19 protein-coding genes and 2 tRNA genes are annotated in these 15,815 nt (G+C 62.3%); 19 read left to right on the top strand and 2 right to left on the bottom strand.

Going from position 1 to position 15,815, the window contains the following annotated elements; genetic code table 11:
- Window positions 1-30: 30 nt before the first annotated feature.
- Genes A6B35_RS08955 through A6B35_RS08930 form a run of 6 tightly spaced genes read left to right on the top strand, consistent with a single transcriptional unit; the run spans window position 31 to window position 4,959 of the window.
- Window positions 31-1,503, top strand: a complete 1,473-nt coding sequence (locus A6B35_RS08955) for a TadE/TadG family type IV pilus assembly protein (RefSeq protein WP_006200906.1) — start codon at window positions 31-33, stop codon at window positions 1,501-1,503.
- A 5-nt stretch (window positions 1,504-1,508) separates the two neighbouring features.
- Window positions 1,509-2,027, top strand: a complete 519-nt coding sequence (locus A6B35_RS08950; protein WP_085983146.1) for a TadE/TadG family type IV pilus assembly protein — start codon at window positions 1,509-1,511, stop codon at window positions 2,025-2,027.
- Window positions 2,028-2,029: 2 nt separating this feature from the next.
- Window positions 2,030-2,665: a TadE/TadG family type IV pilus assembly protein gene (locus A6B35_RS08945; RefSeq protein WP_040582335.1), complete on the top strand. Its 636-nt coding sequence runs from the start codon at window positions 2,030-2,032 to the stop codon at window positions 2,663-2,665.
- The gene (locus tag A6B35_RS08940; protein ID WP_006200909.1) at window positions 2,662-3,825 is read left to right on the top strand and encodes a CpaE/TadZ family protein; all 1,164 of its coding nucleotides are present in this window, start codon (window positions 2,662-2,664) and stop codon (window positions 3,823-3,825) included. Before A6B35_RS08945 ends, A6B35_RS08940 begins: the two co-directional genes overlap by 4 nt.
- Window positions 3,812-4,396, top strand: coding sequence for a L,D-transpeptidase (locus tag A6B35_RS08935; RefSeq protein ID WP_006200910.1), 585 nt, complete (start codon window positions 3,812-3,814; stop codon window positions 4,394-4,396). Before A6B35_RS08940 ends, A6B35_RS08935 begins: the two co-directional genes overlap by 14 nt.
- Window positions 4,393-4,959 (top strand): hypothetical protein, encoded by a 567-nt coding sequence (locus A6B35_RS08930; protein WP_040582337.1) that lies wholly within the window; start codon window positions 4,393-4,395, stop codon window positions 4,957-4,959. The genes A6B35_RS08935 and A6B35_RS08930 overlap by 4 nt, the downstream gene beginning before the upstream one ends.
- A 27-nt stretch (window positions 4,960-4,986) precedes the next feature.
- On the opposite strand, the gene A6B35_RS08925 is transcribed toward A6B35_RS08930, so the two are convergent.
- A complete protein-coding gene (locus A6B35_RS08925; protein WP_006200912.1) occupies window positions 4,987-5,523 on the bottom strand; it encodes a hypothetical protein in 537 nt (178 codons plus the stop codon).
- 191 nt (window positions 5,524-5,714) lie between these two features.
- Here A6B35_RS08925 and A6B35_RS08920 point away from each other — a divergent pair, with 191 nt between their 5' ends.
- Entirely contained in the window at window positions 5,715-6,428 is a 714-nt protein-coding gene (locus A6B35_RS08920) for a thermonuclease family protein (protein WP_100084756.1), read from the top strand.
- Window positions 6,429-6,622: 194 nt separating this feature from the next.
- A complete protein-coding gene (locus A6B35_RS08915; RefSeq protein ID WP_244425885.1) occupies window positions 6,623-7,378 on the top strand; it encodes a GGDEF domain-containing protein in 756 nt (251 codons plus the stop codon).
- A gap of 32 nt (window positions 7,379-7,410) precedes the next feature.
- Here A6B35_RS08915 and A6B35_RS08910 read toward each other — a convergent pair.
- Window positions 7,411-7,485 (bottom strand) — tRNA-Thr (locus A6B35_RS08910).
- Between the two features lie 161 nt (window positions 7,486-7,646).
- On the opposite strand from A6B35_RS08910, the gene A6B35_RS08905 reads away from it, so the two are divergent.
- From A6B35_RS08905 to A6B35_RS08855, 11 genes are all read left to right on the top strand, one after another.
- Entirely contained in the window at window positions 7,647-7,823 is a 177-nt protein-coding gene (locus A6B35_RS08905; protein WP_139032187.1) for a hypothetical protein, read from the top strand.
- Between the two features lie 135 nt (window positions 7,824-7,958).
- Complete coding sequence (gene murA, locus A6B35_RS08900; RefSeq protein WP_006200919.1) at window positions 7,959-9,251, top strand: UDP-N-acetylglucosamine 1-carboxyvinyltransferase; 1,293 nt, start codon at window positions 7,959-7,961, stop codon at window positions 9,249-9,251.
- A 294-nt stretch (window positions 9,252-9,545) separates the two neighbouring features.
- Window positions 9,546-9,977, top strand: a complete 432-nt coding sequence (locus tag A6B35_RS08895; protein WP_006200920.1) for a DUF2948 family protein — start codon at window positions 9,546-9,548, stop codon at window positions 9,975-9,977.
- A gap of 9 nt (window positions 9,978-9,986) precedes the next feature.
- Window positions 9,987-11,279: a histidinol dehydrogenase gene (gene hisD / locus A6B35_RS08890; RefSeq protein ID WP_006200921.1), complete on the top strand. Its 1,293-nt coding sequence runs from the start codon at window positions 9,987-9,989 to the stop codon at window positions 11,277-11,279.
- Between the two features lie 4 nt (window positions 11,280-11,283).
- Window positions 11,284-11,769 (top strand): UPF0262 family protein, encoded by a 486-nt coding sequence (locus tag A6B35_RS08885; RefSeq protein WP_006200922.1) that lies wholly within the window; start codon window positions 11,284-11,286, stop codon window positions 11,767-11,769.
- Between the two features lie 43 nt (window positions 11,770-11,812).
- Window positions 11,813-12,223 (top strand): arsenate-mycothiol transferase ArsC, encoded by a 411-nt coding sequence (locus A6B35_RS08880; RefSeq protein ID WP_006200923.1) that lies wholly within the window; start codon window positions 11,813-11,815, stop codon window positions 12,221-12,223.
- Window positions 12,224-12,423: 200 nt separating this feature from the next.
- Window positions 12,424-12,642: a translation initiation factor IF-1 gene (gene infA / locus A6B35_RS08875; protein ID WP_006200926.1), complete on the top strand. Its 219-nt coding sequence runs from the start codon at window positions 12,424-12,426 to the stop codon at window positions 12,640-12,642.
- A 24-nt stretch (window positions 12,643-12,666) separates the two neighbouring features.
- Window positions 12,667-13,293 carry a Maf-like protein gene (locus A6B35_RS08870; protein WP_006200928.1) on the top strand — a complete coding sequence of 209 codons (627 nt, stop codon included), beginning with the start codon at window positions 12,667-12,669 and terminating at the stop codon, window positions 13,291-13,293.
- Window positions 13,290-13,487: a DNA gyrase inhibitor YacG gene (yacG, locus tag A6B35_RS08865; protein WP_006200929.1), complete on the top strand. Its 198-nt coding sequence runs from the start codon at window positions 13,290-13,292 to the stop codon at window positions 13,485-13,487. Before A6B35_RS08870 ends, yacG begins: the two co-directional genes overlap by 4 nt.
- A 192-nt stretch (window positions 13,488-13,679) precedes the next feature.
- Window positions 13,680-13,755 (top strand) — tRNA-Phe (locus A6B35_RS08860).
- Between the two features lie 91 nt (window positions 13,756-13,846).
- The gene (locus A6B35_RS08855) at window positions 13,847-15,655 is read left to right on the top strand and encodes a site-specific integrase (RefSeq protein ID WP_006200930.1); all 1,809 of its coding nucleotides are present in this window, start codon (window positions 13,847-13,849) and stop codon (window positions 15,653-15,655) included.
- The last annotated feature ends 160 nt before the right edge of the window (window positions 15,656-15,815 follow it).

The following is a 15,815-nucleotide window of genomic DNA, read 5'->3' as shown; positions in this document are numbered from 1 at the left end:
ACCTTGCGCTAGGGGAGCAAAGAGAAGGCCATGTTGCGAATTGTTCGCGCGTTCTGGCACGATCAGAGGGGATTTGCGCTGATTCTGGTCAGCGTCATGCTGCCGGCGATCATCGGCTTCTCGCTGTTGGCGATAGACATGAGCCGCTTCAACAACCTGCACAACGACCTGCAAAAGGGCGCGGATGCCATGGCGCTCGCGGCCGCTGCAGAACTCGACGGCAAAACTGATAGCATCCGTAGAGCTGATCGTGCGCTAGCAAACCTAGTCTCGAATAGATACAACTTTTCAACAACAGGCACAGGCCCGCAGGCCTTGCTCGTCGCCGGCGTGACCAGGCGCTATCTCAGATCTCTTCCGGCGACGGACAACCTTCCGGTCGCTTCCGCGAATGTCATTGCGGACGAGGTTGCCGATGCCCCGAGGGCTCGCTTCGTCGAGGTGAGAGTTACGCCGGTAGGCTTTTCGGCGATTTTCCCCGTCGCCTTCGTGACGCCCGGCGCCGGCGGCGATTTCAACGTCGGCGGGGTGGCGGTGGCCGGGTTCACATCCGGTGTTTGCGATTTCACCCCCGTCTTCATCTGCAATCCGTATGAGGATGATCCTGACGGACACACACTCGAAGAAGCTGTCGCCGACCCCGCTCTACACCGGAGACTCATAGAACTGCGCAAGGTAGGCAACGGTGCAGCCGCTGGTCCTGGCAACTTTGGTTTTCTGGAGCCGCCGGCAGGCGTTGGTAATGGGGCGCAGGCGCTTGCGCAGACCATTGCCACATCCAGACCAATCGGTTGCTACTCCGCGGACGGGGTCGATACCAAGACAGGTCAGAATGCCGGGCCGGTCCAGGACGCATTCAATGTCCGCTTTGGCATCCGAGCGAGCGGCAACCATTTCAATAGCCCTGACTATGGACCCGCCGCCAACGTCCGAAAGGGTGCGACGGCGGGAGGGGGCGGCAACGGCAACCAATGCCCTCAATATAACCAGTTGACCTTCAACGAAACGGGCAACATGGGCCTGCCCAGGGATGCCACCACGCCATACATGGGCGGACGAATGGGCGATGGAAATTGGAATCTCTCCGGCTATTGGAGCACCAATTTCGGCTCCGCCAGCCATCCATCCTCGTGGAACACGACAAAGCCGACCCGCTACGAAGTCTACAGGTACGAGATATCGGCCGGGCTGGTGGGAACAGCTTCGACAGGTGGCGAGGTGGGAACGCCCCCGAACTCTTGCCAGCCGCCGGTCACGTCGGTGGATCGGCGCCTGATTTATGGCGCGATCCTGAACTGCAACGCGCTCGAACAAACAAACGATCTGTCGGGCCACAGCACCGGTCTGCCGGTCGAGGCATTCGCCAGTTTCTTCCTTACTGAGCCGGTAGCCTCGCCGGCGGACGATGGGTCCGTCATGGTTGAATTGGTCGACATCACCGGGCGCGGCGGTCAAGGGACGCTTGACAATTTCCTGCGCGACGAAGTCCAGCTCTATCGGTGACGGCGATGATCAAAACCCTGTTCCGCCACCTCGATCGATTTCGACGCGACTCGCGCGGGACGGCGCTTGTCGAGATGGCGCTGATCGCGCCACTGATGCTGATCTTGTCGGCAGGTGTGTTCGAATTCGGGAATATGATCCACGAAAAGCTGCTGATGGAAGCCGGGCTTTCAGATGGGGCGCGCTTTGCGGCGCGCTGCAACAGCCAACTGTACACCAGTGCGGGGCTGGCGATCAATTGCGCCGATGTCGCCACAAACATCACGGTGTTCGGCAATGCAGCTGGCACAGGCAGTGCGCGCATCGTCGGCTGGCGGAAGGCGGATGTGACTGTGACCATTGGCACCGCTTGCCATGATTCCGTTGTCGCCGGCGTCACCCAGTATCGCTCCACCACCGCACAGGTCTGCATCGTCAGGGCCGCCGGCACCTTGGCGTATACCGGTATCGGGATGTTGTCTCTGGTCAGGATCGGCCCAATGACGCTGAATGCCCTCCATGAGGAGCGGTTGATCCGGTTTTGATCATGATCAGGCGTTTCACAAAATCGGAGGACGGCGGAGCGACAGTGGAAATGGCCATTGTCTCGACGCTTCTGTTTACGCTGACGCTAGGCTTTGTCGATTTCGGCTACGCGCTCTACCAATGGAATGCCGCGACCAAGGCAGTCCAGCTTGGTGCGCGGCTGGCGTCCATTTCCGACCCGGTGGCAACCGCGCTTACCACCGCCGCGCCAACTACCACACCGGGCGCGCCGGTGGTTGCAGCAGCCTATGGACCCTTCGTCTGCAGATATACCGCCGGCACGGGGGCTTGCAGCAATAGCGGCGTATTCAACGCCGCCAACTTCAGCCGTATCTTTCGCGGCGACACCGCAAACACCAATGACGATGCCTGTCCAGCACTGGCTGCAGATCAGCGGCCTGGTATGTGCCATTTCTTTTCGGGCCTGCGGCGCGACAATGTTGTCATCACTTACTCCGCCACCGGTCTCGGCTACCAGACCCGGCAGGACGGGCCGGTGCCGACAATCACAGTCAACCTCCAGAATGTCACCTTCCAGTTCTTCTTTCTGGGCGGACTGCTCGGATACGGAAACCTCCCAATGCCCTCCATGCTGAGCACGGTCACGGGCGAAGATTTGAAGAGTACCGCGTCATGAATGCCATCAACACCAAGGTCCTTCCGACCAAACGCAAGCAGGTGGCCCTGTTCTCGTCCGATCCGAATTTCAAGCGCGATGTCGCCGCCCGGCTCGAGGCGCTGGCGATCTACGACGTCAGGATTTCCGATACGGGCGACTTCCTCAAGGGGCCGCCTGCCGATACGCGGCCGGGCATCGTCATTCTCGACTTTGGACATGGCGAGCTGCTCGGCCAGCCGGGCATCGTCGAGGCGCGCGCCAAATGGGCATCGGTGCCGCTGATCGCGGTCTCCGACGAACTGACGTCGGAGCAGACGCGGGCGCTGGTGCGCATGAACGCTTCGGACTGGCTGCACAAGCCGCTCGACGCCAAGGAACTGCTCAACGCCGTCACCTTCCACGACACCGGCAACCAGGGAACCAAGAGCCGCATCATCACCTTCATCAGCGCCAGCGGCGGCGCCGGCGCCACGACGCTAGCCCTGTCGGCGGCGGAATTCCTGGCGTCGAAATCGTCCGAGCGCGCAGCGTCGACCTGCCTGGTCGATCTCGATTTCCAGAGCGCCAATTGCGGCGCCTATCTCAACCAGTTCAACCAGTTCGACCTGTCCGGCATCATCGGCATGCCGGAAAGGCTCGATGTCGAGCTGATGGACGTCATCAAGCTGTCGCGCCCGTCCGGCCTGACGCTCTATTCCTTCGAGCGGCCTCAGCTGCCGTTCGAGCCGCAGGGCGCGGACTTCGTGTTCCGGCTGCTCGACCTCGTCGCCTACCGGTTCGACGACATCGTCATCGACCTGCCGAACATCGAGACGCCCTGGCACAATTCGGTGCTGTCGACGAGCGACGAGATCTTCATCGTCTTCGAGCTCAACGTCGCCTCGCTGCGCCAGGGCAAGCGGCTCTACAAGAAGATCCGCGAATTGCGCGGCAACAAGGTCAGCATCACGCTGGTCGCCAACAAGCACAAGCGCAAATGGTTCGGAAACCACTTCTCGCGCAGCGAGCTGGAAAAGATCTTCAAGGCGCCGCACATCAAATCGGTGGCGCTCGACAATGCGCTTTTGACTGACGCCCTGAATCGCGCCATCCTGCCTCTGGAGGTGGACGGGCGGGCACGCTTCAACAAGGATCTGAAGCTGATGTTCAAGGAACGGCTGGACGATGCCGCTCGCTAGCCACCGCTTCACCCAGGGGCTCACCGGCGCCTGCATGATGGGCCTGGCACTGGCGTCGGCCGGCGGTCTCGCCGAGGCCCGCTCCGCTCTGCTGGACCGCCCGCCGCTGCCGGCCATGGGCCCCAGCCTGCGCAAGACGGTCGCCTTCGCTACCAGCGAGCAAGCCGGCACGATCATCATCCGCAAGGACGAGAAGGCGCTTTACCTGGTGACCAGCCAGGGGCAGGCATTGCGCTATCAGATCAGCGTCGGCCGCGACGGCTTCGGCTGGACCGGTACCGTCAAGGTCGGCGCGAAGACGGAATGGCCCGAATGGCGGCCGCCCAAGGAAATGCGCGCCCGCCAGCCGGAGCTGCCGGCCATGGTGCCGGCCGGTCCCTACAACCCGCTTGGCGCAAGGGCGCTTTACCTCTCCCGGGACGGGCGCGACACGCTCTACCGCATCCATGGCACCAACGATCCCAAAGGGGTCGGCTTCGACGGAACATCGGGCTGTTTTCGCCTTACCAACACCGATGTGATCGATCTCTTCAAGCGCGTCGCGGTGGGCGCAAAGGTGGTGGTAGAATGACTATGATCAGCGACCCGGACATGCCGGCCATCGAACTCGGCGCGCAGGAAGTCGTCGCCGGCAAGCCAAGCCCTAAAGGCACCATCGGTGTCGTCGTCGCGGGCGCTGCTTTAGTCACCATCGTGAACCTGACGGCCGCGGTCTATCTCTACCGCGGCATGAACGATTTGCGCGTCGTCGAAGCCCGGCTGGAGCAGCTCGGCCAGTTCGAACAGCGCATCGGCGCCCGCCTCGATACGATCAACAACGGCTTCCAGAGCCGGTTCGAAAAACTGGACAGCCAGCTGCAAGCGGATTTCAACGAAATCGACCGCAACGTTGCCCGGCTCGAGCAGAACCCGCCCGTTGGCGCTAGCGACGAAGGCATGAACGCCGCCGAGCCGACGGTGGTCACGACAAGCACGGAAGCCCCTGCCGTTGCCGAAAACATGGCAGAGCCGGACGCGATCGAGATGCCGCGCCCGCCGAGAAAGCGGACCCCGGCTGTTGCACCCCCACCAAACCCCGCCTACCAGCGCATCCAGCAGGCGGACGGCAAGGTCTACTATCGGAAGATCAACTAGATCACCCGGCCTGGTTGGCGCAGAGCGCTAAAGATCTCGCTGCAGGGCCAGGATGCGGATCGCGCGTGCTTCGGTGCGCTGCCGGGCCTCGCTGAGGAAGGCAATATGGCAATAGGCGCATGCGGCAGCGCCGAGAGCCAGCACCAGGCTGTTCTTCAGGGTGAAGTCGACCATCAGCGAGAACTGAAGGCCTCTCGGCGCCGTGAATGAGGCAATGGTGCTCGCCGTTTCCGAATGACTGCTGACGGCGATCATCAGGCCGGCAAAAAGCAGGGCGACATGGTTGGCCAGGAAGAAGGCGGCCGATGCCCTCGCCCGGCAGGCCATCCAGCAGAGAATGGACGCAGTGGCCAGCATGGCGGCGTCAAGCACGATCGAGCCACCCAGGTATAGATCGACCTGCTGCCAGAACATCGTCGCCAATGGACGCAGTTCAAGCCAGATCCGCCACATTGCGGGACTCGACGGATAGGTTCCGAGCAGGAACGTCGCCGTTCGCTCGGCCGCCAGAATGAGCAGCATGATGGCTGGGAAGGCAAAGAGCAGTACCGGTTTGCGCTTCATGTCATCCTCGACGATCCGAGGCGCAGATTAGGTGGCATTGATTGCACAAGGCTTAACGGCGGTAGTTCCCCGAAGCCTGTGATATGGTTGTGCCGACGGCGAGGATCGCCGGCGCGGACGGATTCAGCGAACGATCGATGCCGTTTTCCCAGGCGATATCGGCTTCGGCGGGAAGCCAGGCGAGCAGGCCGATGAGCGGCGCGGGTCTGGCGCAAAGGCCCGGCCTGGCGATCGCGTTCGGAGCCCTCGAACTGCTGGCCGGGGCCTTGCTGATCATCTGGGCGGGTGCCTTGCTCGCGGTCGACCGGCCCAATCTTGCGCCGGTACAGGCTGTCGACGGCGAGCAGCCGATCCCAGCAGTTGCATCTCCTCCGGAGACAGGACCACAACAGCCGGCACGCAAGATCGCCCAGGACCTCATTGCACCGCCGCCGCTCGAAGTATCGGCAATCGAGCGGATCGAGCCGCGCCTGCCGCTTGGCGAACTCGGTCTGGCGTCATGGCCGGAAACGCCGATGCCGGACGACTGGCGGGAGACCCTGCTCTACCGTCCGATCGCCACCTCGTCGGCCGCTTTCGAGGCGATGGGCAGGACGGTGGCCATCAGCGGCACGCTCGGCGTCGATCCGGACCAAAGCTGTTCGTTTGGCGAGGCGGCCTGGCTTTGCGGTCAGCGAGCCCGCGCAGCCTTCAATGCCTGGCTGCGCGGGCGGGCGCTGAAATGCTTCGTGCCGCCGGAGACCGACCGTTTCGCCATTGCCGCGCCCTGCAAGCTCGGCAAGCAGGATGTCGGCGCCTGGCTGGTGGCCAATGGCTGGGCCATGGCGGCGCCCGGCGGCATCTACAGCAAGGCAGAGGCTACGGCCAGGACTGCCGGCATGGGCATATTCGGACCGCCGCAATAGTCGGCCGGCCGCGAAGCCCCGGATATTTCTTTTGTTAACCGTTGCGGCGCAGCTTTCCCCTGGAGTAAGCGCGGCTTGATGTTTTGGCTCGAGCAGGGACGTCATTTGGCCCATTCATCAAATTGTACGGTTCCTCGAAACCGAAATTGCAACACACAGGCCTTATGCAAGCGCATCCGACAGGAGATTGGCCGGTGACGAGAACAATGACGACCAGCGCTGCCCATGCGTGGAAAGAAGTCGCTTGGTTGACCCTTCTGGGGACCGCCGGCTGTCTTGGCCTTTCGCTGAGCCTCAACTATCTGCTTCTGTTCAGCGAGGGGCTGACGCCGTTCGCGCGCAGCATGATCACGGCAGCGATTCTGCCGCTGGCGATCGGCCTGCCGCTTTTCCTGGTGATCGGCTGGAAGCAGATCGAGCTTCGCCGCTACCGGCAGGAGCTCAACCGTTCGGCGACCTATGACAGGCTGACGGGCTGCCTGAACGGGCCTGTCTTCACTTCGCTGGTCGAAAGACGGGCATCGAGGCCGGCTCAGACCGGCCCGCGTTCCGGCGCCTTCCTGGTGATCCATCCGGAGCATCTCAGGTCGCTCAATCTGCGCTTCGGCCTGGAATGGGGCGACGAAGCCCTGCGGCTCATTGCCTCGACCATACAATCGTCGGTGCGCAAGGAAGATCTGGTCGGTCGCATCGGCACGTCGATGTTCGGCGTCTTTCTGCCCGGCGCGACCGAACAGGATGCGAAGGAAATCGGCGAACGCATCCGGGCGCGAGTCGCAGAGGTCTATTTCGCGCCGAAGGGCGCGGAGGCCGTGCTGGCCATCAGCGTCGGCGGTGTCGTGTTCGAGCACGAACTCGCCTTCGAGGACATGTTCCGGTCGGCGGAAGAGCGTTTGTCGCAATCCCGGGACGGACTGGAATTGTCGCATATAGGCGACGACCGCAGCTGAAACGCCAAATCTGGTCGAATGATCGATGAGACTGGTGCTGCGAGAGAGGATTGAACTCTCGACCTCTCCCTTACCAAGGGAGTGCTCTACCACTGAGCTACCGCAGCCGCCGATGGCGGGGCTTCTGCCATATAGAACCGGCAAGCGCAAGGCCAAGCGCAACGCATCTGTGAAAGCCTTGGCCGGATAGCTTTTGATGACATGGCGGCGCCACAATGTTGGCTATCCCTGAATGCCGGGCTGGCGGGTCGCCGGCCAGGACGGGACGATGGACGACAAGACAATTCCAGCGAAAAAGAGTAGCGCGAGCCGCAAGGACAGGCTTGCCGAGCAGTTGCGCGCCAATCTGCAGAAACGCAAGGCACAGTCGCGCTCGCGACGCACCGGCGCGGCCGACGAGCGGCCTGAAGGGCTGCAGGCGTCGGGCAAAACGGGAAAAGATTAACTCAAATCAGCCACACTGGCCGGCCACACTTGGTCCTGTGGAAATCCTATTTCTTGAACCAAGCCGGCCAATGGTCTAGACGGGCCGATACTCAAACGATTGAAACCGGCCATTCGGCCGAGGGGACGTTCTTCCATGGATCGCATCAGAATTGTCGGCGGCAACAAGCTTGCCGGAAGCATTCCGATTTCGGGCGCCAAAAACGCCGCCCTTCCGCTGATGATCGCCTCGCTCTTGACCGACGACACGCTGACGCTGGAGAACGTGCCGCATCTGGCCGATGTCGAGCAGCTGATCCGCATCCTCGGCAATCACGGCGTCGACTATTCGGTCAACGGCCGCCGCGAGAAGCAGCAGGAAGGCTATTCGCGCACCATCAATTTCTCCGCCCGCAACATCGTCGACACCACCGCGCCCTATGAGCTGGTGTCGAAGATGCGCGCGTCCTTCTGGGTCGTCGGGCCGCTGCTTGCCCGCATGGGCGAGGCGAAAGTGTCGCTGCCCGGCGGCTGCGCCATCGGCACGCGTCCGGTCGATCTGTTCCTCGAAGGCCTGCAGGCGCTGGGTGCCGATCTTGACGTCGACACCGGCTATGTCATCGCCAAGACCAAGAACGGCCGCCTTGTCGGCAACCGCTACGTGTTTCCGAAAGTGTCGGTCGGCGCCACCCATGTGCTGATGATGGCGGCATCGCTGGCCAAGGGGGAAACGGTCCTCGAGAACGCCGCTTGCGAGCCCGAGATCGTCAATCTCGCCGACTGCCTCAACGCCATGGGCGCGAAAATCTCCGGCGCCGGCACGCCAACCATCACCATCGACGGCGTCGAGGCGCTGTCCGGCGCCCGCGTCCGGGTCATTCCGGACCGCATAGAGACCGGCACCTATGCCATGGCCGTGGCGATGACCGGCGGCGACGTCGTGCTGGAAGGCGCCCGTCCCGAGCTGTTGCAGACCGCGCTTGACGTGATCGCCCAGACCGGAGCCGAGATCACGCCGACCAATTCCGGCATCCGCGTGCGGCGCAACGGCGCCGGCATTGCGCCGGTCGACGTGACGACAGCGCCCTTCCCGGCATTCCCGACCGATCTGCAGGCGCAGTTCATGGGCCTGATGACGATGGCCAAGGGCAAGTCGCGCATCACCGAGACGATCTTCGAAAACCGCTTCATGCATGTGCAGGAACTCGCTCGGCTCGGCGCCCACATCACGCTGTCCGGCCAGACGGCGATCGTCGACGGCGTTTCGAAGCTGAAGGGTGCGCCGGTGATGGCGACCGACTTGCGCGCCTCGGTGTCGCTGGTCATTGCCGGCCTGGCGGCCGAAGGCGAGACCACGGTCAACCGCGTCTATCACCTCGACCGCGGCTTCGAGCGGCTGGAGGAGAAGCTCTCCGGCTGCGGCGCGGTGATCGAGCGGATTTCCGGCTAGACGATCGAAAGGTCGGCGCTTCCGACGAAAGACGCTCCAACTCGTGTTGGAACGACCAACTGTCGAAAGTCGGCGCCGCGGGCAGCGCAAAGCTGAGATGATTGCCTTGGGCAGTATCCGTGTCGCGGTTGCACGGACCGGAAAGACCGCCTAGAGCCTGTTTCATCTCGACTATCGAGACGAAACAGGCTCCAGTTTTTTGTTTTGAGCATGATCTTTGCCGAAAACCGGTTTCCACTTTTCGGGATCATGCTCTAACAGAAGGCTGAAACCAACTTTGGGTACAAATTCCGCATGGCCCTCAAGCTTGTCGCCCTCGACGATCAGGATCTGAGCATCGTCTCGGCCCATGTCCAGGACGCCGTGATGAAGGTTGGCGACCTTGAATTCCTGCCGGCGGCCAAGCGTTTCGTGCTGACCATGAACCGCTTCGTCTGGGAGGCGAAGTCCGGCCTGTTCCGCCAGCACAATGAGCGGCGGCAGGCCGTGCTGCATTTCGACCGCGTGCTCGGCGCCAAGACCAACGGCATTGCCCGAAACAAGCCGGCCGAGGTGCTGTCGCTGCTGGCGATCAGCTTCGTCGAGATCAGCAAGCCCGCCGGCATCGTCGAGCTGATCTTTGCAGGCGGCGGCACGATCATGCTCGATGTCGAGTGCATCGAGGCCCGGCTTGCCGACATTGGCGGCGCCTGGGAAGCCACCTCGCGCCCCGTGCACAGGGCCTGAGCGCACAAGATGGCCATCACGCTCCGCCAGTCCGATGCCGATTTCGAACAGCGTTTCGCCGCCTTCCTGTTGACCAAGCGGGAGGTGTCGGAGGACGTCGATGCCGCCGTGCGCGCCATCATCGCACGCGTGCGCGCCGAGGGCGATGCGGCACTGATCGACTACACGCTGAAATTCGACAAGGCCGACCTGAACAAGCTTGGCATTGCCGTCTCCAGGGACGACATCGCCAAAGCTTACGACGACGCCGATCCGGCGACGATCGAGGCGCTGAGCTTCGCGCGCGACCGCATCCGCTCCCATCACGAGCGGCAGAAGCCGAAGGACGACCTCTATACCGATGCCGCCGGCGTCGAGCTCGGTTCGCGCTGGACGGCGATCGAGGCCGTCGGCCTGTATGTGCCGGGCGGCACCGCGAGCTATCCAAGCTCGGTGCTGATGAACGCCGTGCCGGCCAAGGTGGCCGGCGTCGAGCGCATCGTCATGGTGGTGCCGGCGCCCCACGGCATCATCAATCCGCTGGTGCTGGTGGCGGCCGATATTGCCGGCGTGTCCGAGATCTACCGTGTCGGCGGCGCGCAGGCGATCGCGGCACTCGCCTATGGCACCGAGACGATCGGGCCGGTGGCCAAGATCGTCGGGCCCGGCAATGCCTATGTCGCGGCCGCCAAGCGCCAGGTGTTCGGCACCGTCGGCATAGACATGATCGCCGGACCGTCGGAAGTTCTGGTCGTGGCCGACGCCAGCAATGACCCGGACTGGATCGCCGCCGACCTTTTGGCCCAGGCCGAGCATGACGTGTCGGCACAGTCGATCCTGATCACCGACGACCCGGCCTTCGGCAAGGCGGTCGAACAGGCGGTCGAACGCCAGCTCCAGAGCCTGCCGCGCGCCGAGACGGCAGCGGCAAGCTGGCGCGATTTCGGCGCGGTTATCCAGGTACCGACGATTGAAGCCTCTTTGCCGCTGGTCGACCGTATCGCGGCCGAACATGTCGAGCTCGCCATCGACGATCCGGAAGCCTTCCTGTCCAGGATGTGCAATGCTGGTGCGGTGTTTCTCGGCCGTCATACGCCCGAAGTCATCGGCGACTATGTCGGCGGCTCCAACCATGTGCTGCCGACGGCGCGATCGGCGCGCTTTTCTTCGGGCCTTTCGGTGCTCGACTTCGTCAAGCGCACCTCGACCCTGAAGCTCGGGCCGGAGCAGCTCCGGGCGCTGGCGCCGGCGGCGATCGCGCTGGCCAAAGCGGAAGGGCTGGATGCGCATGGACGTTCCGTCGCCATCAGGCTGAACATGTAGAGCCATGTCTGACTACGATCGAACCCGCGCCAGGCTGATCGACGTCGAACTCGACGAATCGATCGGCCGTTCGACGCCCGACGTCGAGCATGAGCGCGCGGTAGCGATCTTCGACCTGATCGAGGAAAACAGCTTTCAGCCGATCAACGACGATGGCGCCGGGCCCTACCGGCTGAAGCTGTCGCTGGCCGAGTCGCGCCTGGTGTTTGCGGTGGCGCGCGAGGATGGTGCTGCCGTGGTCACCCACATCCTGTCGCTGACACCGCTGCGGCGCATCGTCAGGGATTACTACCTGATCTGCGAAAGCTACTACGACGCCATCCGCTCCTCGACGCCCAGCCATATCGAGGCGATCGACATGGGCCGGCGCGGCCTGCACAATGAGGGCTCGCAAACGCTGATGGACCGGCTTGCCGGCAAGATCGACATCGATTTCGACACGGCGCGTCGGCTGTTCACGCTGGTCTGCGTGCTGCACTGGCGAGGCTGACCTGCCTGCCCCTCTGCCCCGTTCGATCCTGTTCCTGTGCGGCATGAATGCCGTGCGCTCGCCGATGGCCGAGCAGCTGGCGCGGCGCATGCTGCCTTCCGCCACGTTCGTCGCCTCGGCTGGAGTGCACCGTGGTGAACGCGATCCGTTCGTCGACGCGGTGCTTACCGAGGAGGGTCTCACGCTCGGTGAGCGTCACCCAAGGACCATGGACGACCTCGAGGACGACTATTTCGACCTGATCGTGACGCTGGCGCCGGAAGCCCATCACGCCGCACTCGAACTCACCCGCTCGCTCGCCGTCGACGTCGAATACTGGCCGATGCCGGACCCGACCGGCGCCGGCGGCACGCGCGAGCACATCATGGCCGCCTATCGCGACGTGCGCGAGCGGCTGAAGGCGCGGATATCCGGCCGTTTTCTGCCGCCGCAGGCAAAAAACGCCGCAGATTAAGCGTGTTCACAAGCGGACGATTATCATATAGGTTCCGCCAAAATTCCGGCTAGAGTCGGATGATTTCAGGTCGGTTCGACCTGAAATCTGAATCCGCCTCTAAATCAAAGAAGTAGAGCATGATGTCGTCCGAAAACCGCTTCACACTTTTCGGCATCATGCTCTAGGCGCTGGAACTGCCATCCAAGCAAAGGTATCGAATGCCGAAGGAAGAAGTCCTCGAGTTTCCGGGTGTCGTGACGGAATTGCTGCCCAACGCGATGTTCCGGGTGAAGCTCGAAAACGAACACGAAATCATCGCCCATACGGCCGGCCGCATGCGCAAGAACCGCATCCGCGTGCTGACCGGCGACAAGGTCCTGGTCGAGATGACGCCCTACGACCTGACCAAGGGCCGCATCACCTACCGTTTCAAGTAAGATCAAGAGCCTGCCGGAATCGCGATGAGCATTTTGCAGAAGCTGGTGCTTGCTTCGGGTTCGCCGCGCCGGATCGAGCTTTTGCAGCAGGCCGGCATCGAGCCGGACCGCGTTTTGCCGGCCGATGTCGACGAGACGCCGCTGCGCGCCGAGCATCCGCGCTCGCTGGCCAAGCGGCTGTCGAAGGAGAAGGCTGAAAAGGCGCTCGCCTCGCTGCAGAGCGAAGACGACCATGCGCCATCCTTCGTGCTCGCCGCAGACACGGTGGTGGCCGTCGGGCGGCGCATCCTGCCCAAGGCCGAGACGCTCGACGATGCCGTGAATTGCCTCGGCCTGCTGTCCGGCCGTTCGCACCGGGTCTATTCCGGCATCTGCCTGATCACGCCGGGCGGCAAGCAGCGCCTGCGGCTGGTCGAGACCAGGGTGCGTTTCAAGCGGCTGCCGCGCGAGGAGATCGACGCCTATGTCGCCTCCGGCGAATGGCGCGGCAAGGCCGGCGGCTACGCCGTGCAAGGCCTGGCCGGCTCCTTCGTCGTCAAGCTGGTCGGCTCCTACACCAACATTGTCGGCCTGCCGCTCTACGAGACGGTGGCGCTGCTTTCCGGCGAGGGCTTCAAAGTCCACACCAGCTGGCTCGCCGCGCGGCCATGAGCCTGGACGACAAGGTGACGCCGCTGCGCCCGAAGCGCCCCTGCCCCGAATGCGGCAAGCCATCGGCGCGCGAGACCTATCCGTTCTGCTCGACGCGCTGCAAGGACATCGACCTCAATCGCTGGCTGAAGGGCGCTTATGTGATTACCGCCCGCGACGACGAGGAAGAGCCTGATGCGGACGGGCCGAAATAGGCCCGTTTGCGGCGGCTACCTCGCTGCCGCCACGGCAGATGATCGGTGTTCCAGAACGCTTGGCGTTTCCCACCTGAAATCAACGCTTAGGCGCTGGACAGGCGGAATTCCCGTGCTATAACCCACGCGCTTTCAAGGGGCGCCCACGGCGCTTTCCTGAAATCCGGTCAACGATATCTCGTTGCCGGCGAGGCCCAGATAGCTCAGTTGGTAGAGCAGCGGACTGAAAATCCGCGTGTCGGTGGTTCGAATCCGCCTCTGGGCACCATTCTTTCCTAAGCGATTGATTCTTCTCAAAGTGCTGGTTTTCAAGGGTTTCTTCCCCTCGACTGTCATACAGTCTGTGATACAAGAGAGGAATGGACGACATGGAGATGCCAAGCAGCCTGATCAAGCGGAACGACATGTTCTATGTGCATGTTCGCGTGCCTACGAACATCGTTGAGACCTATGGCAAGCGGTTCGAAACGAAGTCATTGCGCACTAGGGATTTCAAGGAGGCACGGCGGAAGCTCCATGACGAGGTGTCCGCGATCAATCGGCGGTTTGATGATCACAGAGCTAAGATCGCGCGACAAACCCAGCCTGCCACTCCACAACCATCGCTCAGCTTCGCAGAGATAGCCCGGCGGCATGCTAGCGACGTCAGCGATAAGGAATTTGCCGATCGCGCTCGACTCTTCGAAGCCGCCTATGCGGAGCCGTCACTGCTTTGGAAAGGCGAACTGGTCGCGCTGCCGGAGTCACGGTACTTCGATCATCTGGTTGAGGACGGCGACCTTGATAAGATCATGGGTTACATCGTTCGCTCCCGTGCCACGGGTCGCATTGCCGAACTTCGCCGCATGCTGGCGATTGGTAAACTGAGTGAACTGGCGGTGATTGCTGAAGAGCGTTCCCCCGGCATTGATCCGGCCCGCAAGCTTGTCCTCGCGCGGCTTCTTGCCCGTGCCGAGATTGACGCTTTGGGAGCCATCATCGCGGGCGAACCAGATGCCGGTATCGAGAGTGCCGCAGTAGCGCCTAGTACGCCCGCAGAGCGCGGCGACGGACGAACGAGTGCACAGGTGCCGACCAGCGCCAACCGTGGCTCAGGGGGACCCCGCCTGTCGCTCGTTTTGGCTGACTGGATTGCCGAAAAGGCGCGCACCAATTCATGGGTCGAAAAGACCCGCGATGAACGGAAAGCATCTGTGCAGGCGTTTATCGAAATATGCGGCGATCACCCAGTTGGGGTCTACGCCAAGGCCGACGCGAAGCGCTTCAAGGATGTCCTCTTCAACATTCCACCGAACGCCCACAAGAAGATGGCCTTCAAGAATCTCGGTTTGGTTGCTATCGCTGAGAAGGCAGAGGCCGAAGGCACGTTGAAGCCGACTGCAAAGAACGTCGCCCTGAAAATGGACGCGGTGTCATCGCTCTTCATCTGGGCGAAAAAGAACTTCGATGAGGTCCAGACCAACCCGTTTGAAGGACTGAAGCCGCGAGTTGACACCGTCGCTCGCGAAGAACGTGATCCGTTCAGTCTAGACGAATTGAAGCGGATATTCCGCGCGCCACCCTTCAAAGGCGCGAAATCTGAACACCATTGGCTACAGCCTGGCTCTCAAACTCTGGAATTATCCGGGAAGTTCTGGGTCCCGTTGGTTGCACTCTACACTGGCGCGCGGCTGATGGAGATCGTGCAACTCCGTCGCGGCGACATCCAGACGCTCGGCGATGTGACGTTTTTCGACGTCAAAGGTGATGGAGAGAACCGGGTGAAAACGCGTAGCTCAAATCGCCGAATTCCGGTGCATCCTACACTAGTCAAAGCAGGGTTCTTGGAGTTCGTGGCGCGGGTCAAGAACCTTGATCATCGCATATTCCCGGACATCGAGATCGGTCATGCCAAGAACCGCTCGGGGCCAGCTTCAAAGCTCTTCGCACGCCTCATCAAAGCGGCTGGTGTGAAGCGAGATAAGAACAATTTCCATAGCTTCCGGCACACTTTCGAAGATGCTTGCCGGGATGCCGAAGTCGATACGGCGGTGATGAATGCGTTGCAAGGGCACGCCGAGCGGGGCATGTCGGGGCGATACGGTAGCGGGTTTAAGCTGGAGCGGTTGAACGCCGAGATGGCGAAAATCGCTTACGGCCTCGATTTCGAGAAGTCGGTCGCCAATTAGAAAGTGGAAGGCAGTGCCTTCATCACCGATCTCAAAAAAAGACCCGCGCCGCCGTGCGAGTAGCGGAAATTGGCCGGCCTGATGCGCAGCCTCGATTGGTTCGCCCGGCACGACGGTAGCACCCTTGGCCAATCGAAGCTTCTTCAAGACGGTGTCCGTC

Origin of the sequence: Mesorhizobium amorphae CCNWGS0123 (assembly GCF_001686985.1) — a bacterium.
GTDB classification, from domain to species: domain Bacteria; phylum Pseudomonadota; class Alphaproteobacteria; order Rhizobiales; family Rhizobiaceae; genus Mesorhizobium; species Mesorhizobium amorphae.
The sequence above is the reverse complement of the archived record's forward strand: the minus strand, read 5'-3'. Positions and strand labels throughout refer to the sequence as shown.

Coding starts and splice junctions, on each gene's coding strand:
- A6B35_RS08955 (WP_006200906.1), top strand. CDS start 31: ATGTTGCGAATTGTTCGCGCGTTCTGGCACGATCAGAGGGGATTTGCG.
- A6B35_RS08950 (WP_085983146.1), top strand. CDS start 1,509: ATGATCAAAACCCTGTTCCGCCACCTCGATCGATTTCGACGCGACTCG.
- A6B35_RS08945 (WP_040582335.1), top strand. CDS start 2,030: ATGATCAGGCGTTTCACAAAATCGGAGGACGGCGGAGCGACAGTGGAA.
- A6B35_RS08940 (WP_006200909.1), top strand. CDS start 2,662: ATGAATGCCATCAACACCAAGGTCCTTCCGACCAAACGCAAGCAGGTG.
- A6B35_RS08935 (WP_006200910.1), top strand. CDS start 3,812: ATGCCGCTCGCTAGCCACCGCTTCACCCAGGGGCTCACCGGCGCCTGC.
- A6B35_RS08930 (WP_040582337.1), top strand. CDS start 4,393: ATGACTATGATCAGCGACCCGGACATGCCGGCCATCGAACTCGGCGCG.
- A6B35_RS08925 (WP_006200912.1), bottom strand. CDS start 5,523: ATGAAGCGCAAACCGGTACTGCTCTTTGCCTTCCCAGCCATCATGCTG.
- A6B35_RS08920 (WP_100084756.1), top strand. CDS start 5,715: ATGAGCGGCGCGGGTCTGGCGCAAAGGCCCGGCCTGGCGATCGCGTTC.
- A6B35_RS08905 (WP_139032187.1), top strand. CDS start 7,647: ATGGACGACAAGACAATTCCAGCGAAAAAGAGTAGCGCGAGCCGCAAG.
- murA (WP_006200919.1), top strand. CDS start 7,959: ATGGATCGCATCAGAATTGTCGGCGGCAACAAGCTTGCCGGAAGCATT.
- A6B35_RS08895 (WP_006200920.1), top strand. CDS start 9,546: ATGGCCCTCAAGCTTGTCGCCCTCGACGATCAGGATCTGAGCATCGTC.
- hisD (WP_006200921.1), top strand. CDS start 9,987: ATGGCCATCACGCTCCGCCAGTCCGATGCCGATTTCGAACAGCGTTTC.
- A6B35_RS08885 (WP_006200922.1), top strand. CDS start 11,284: ATGTCTGACTACGATCGAACCCGCGCCAGGCTGATCGACGTCGAACTC.
- A6B35_RS08880 (WP_006200923.1), top strand. CDS start 11,813: ATGAATGCCGTGCGCTCGCCGATGGCCGAGCAGCTGGCGCGGCGCATG.
- infA (WP_006200926.1), top strand. CDS start 12,424: ATGCCGAAGGAAGAAGTCCTCGAGTTTCCGGGTGTCGTGACGGAATTG.
- A6B35_RS08870 (WP_006200928.1), top strand. CDS start 12,667: ATGAGCATTTTGCAGAAGCTGGTGCTTGCTTCGGGTTCGCCGCGCCGG.
- yacG (WP_006200929.1), top strand. CDS start 13,290: ATGAGCCTGGACGACAAGGTGACGCCGCTGCGCCCGAAGCGCCCCTGC.
- A6B35_RS08855 (WP_006200930.1), top strand. CDS start 13,847: ATGGACGACATGGAGATGCCAAGCAGCCTGATCAAGCGGAACGACATG.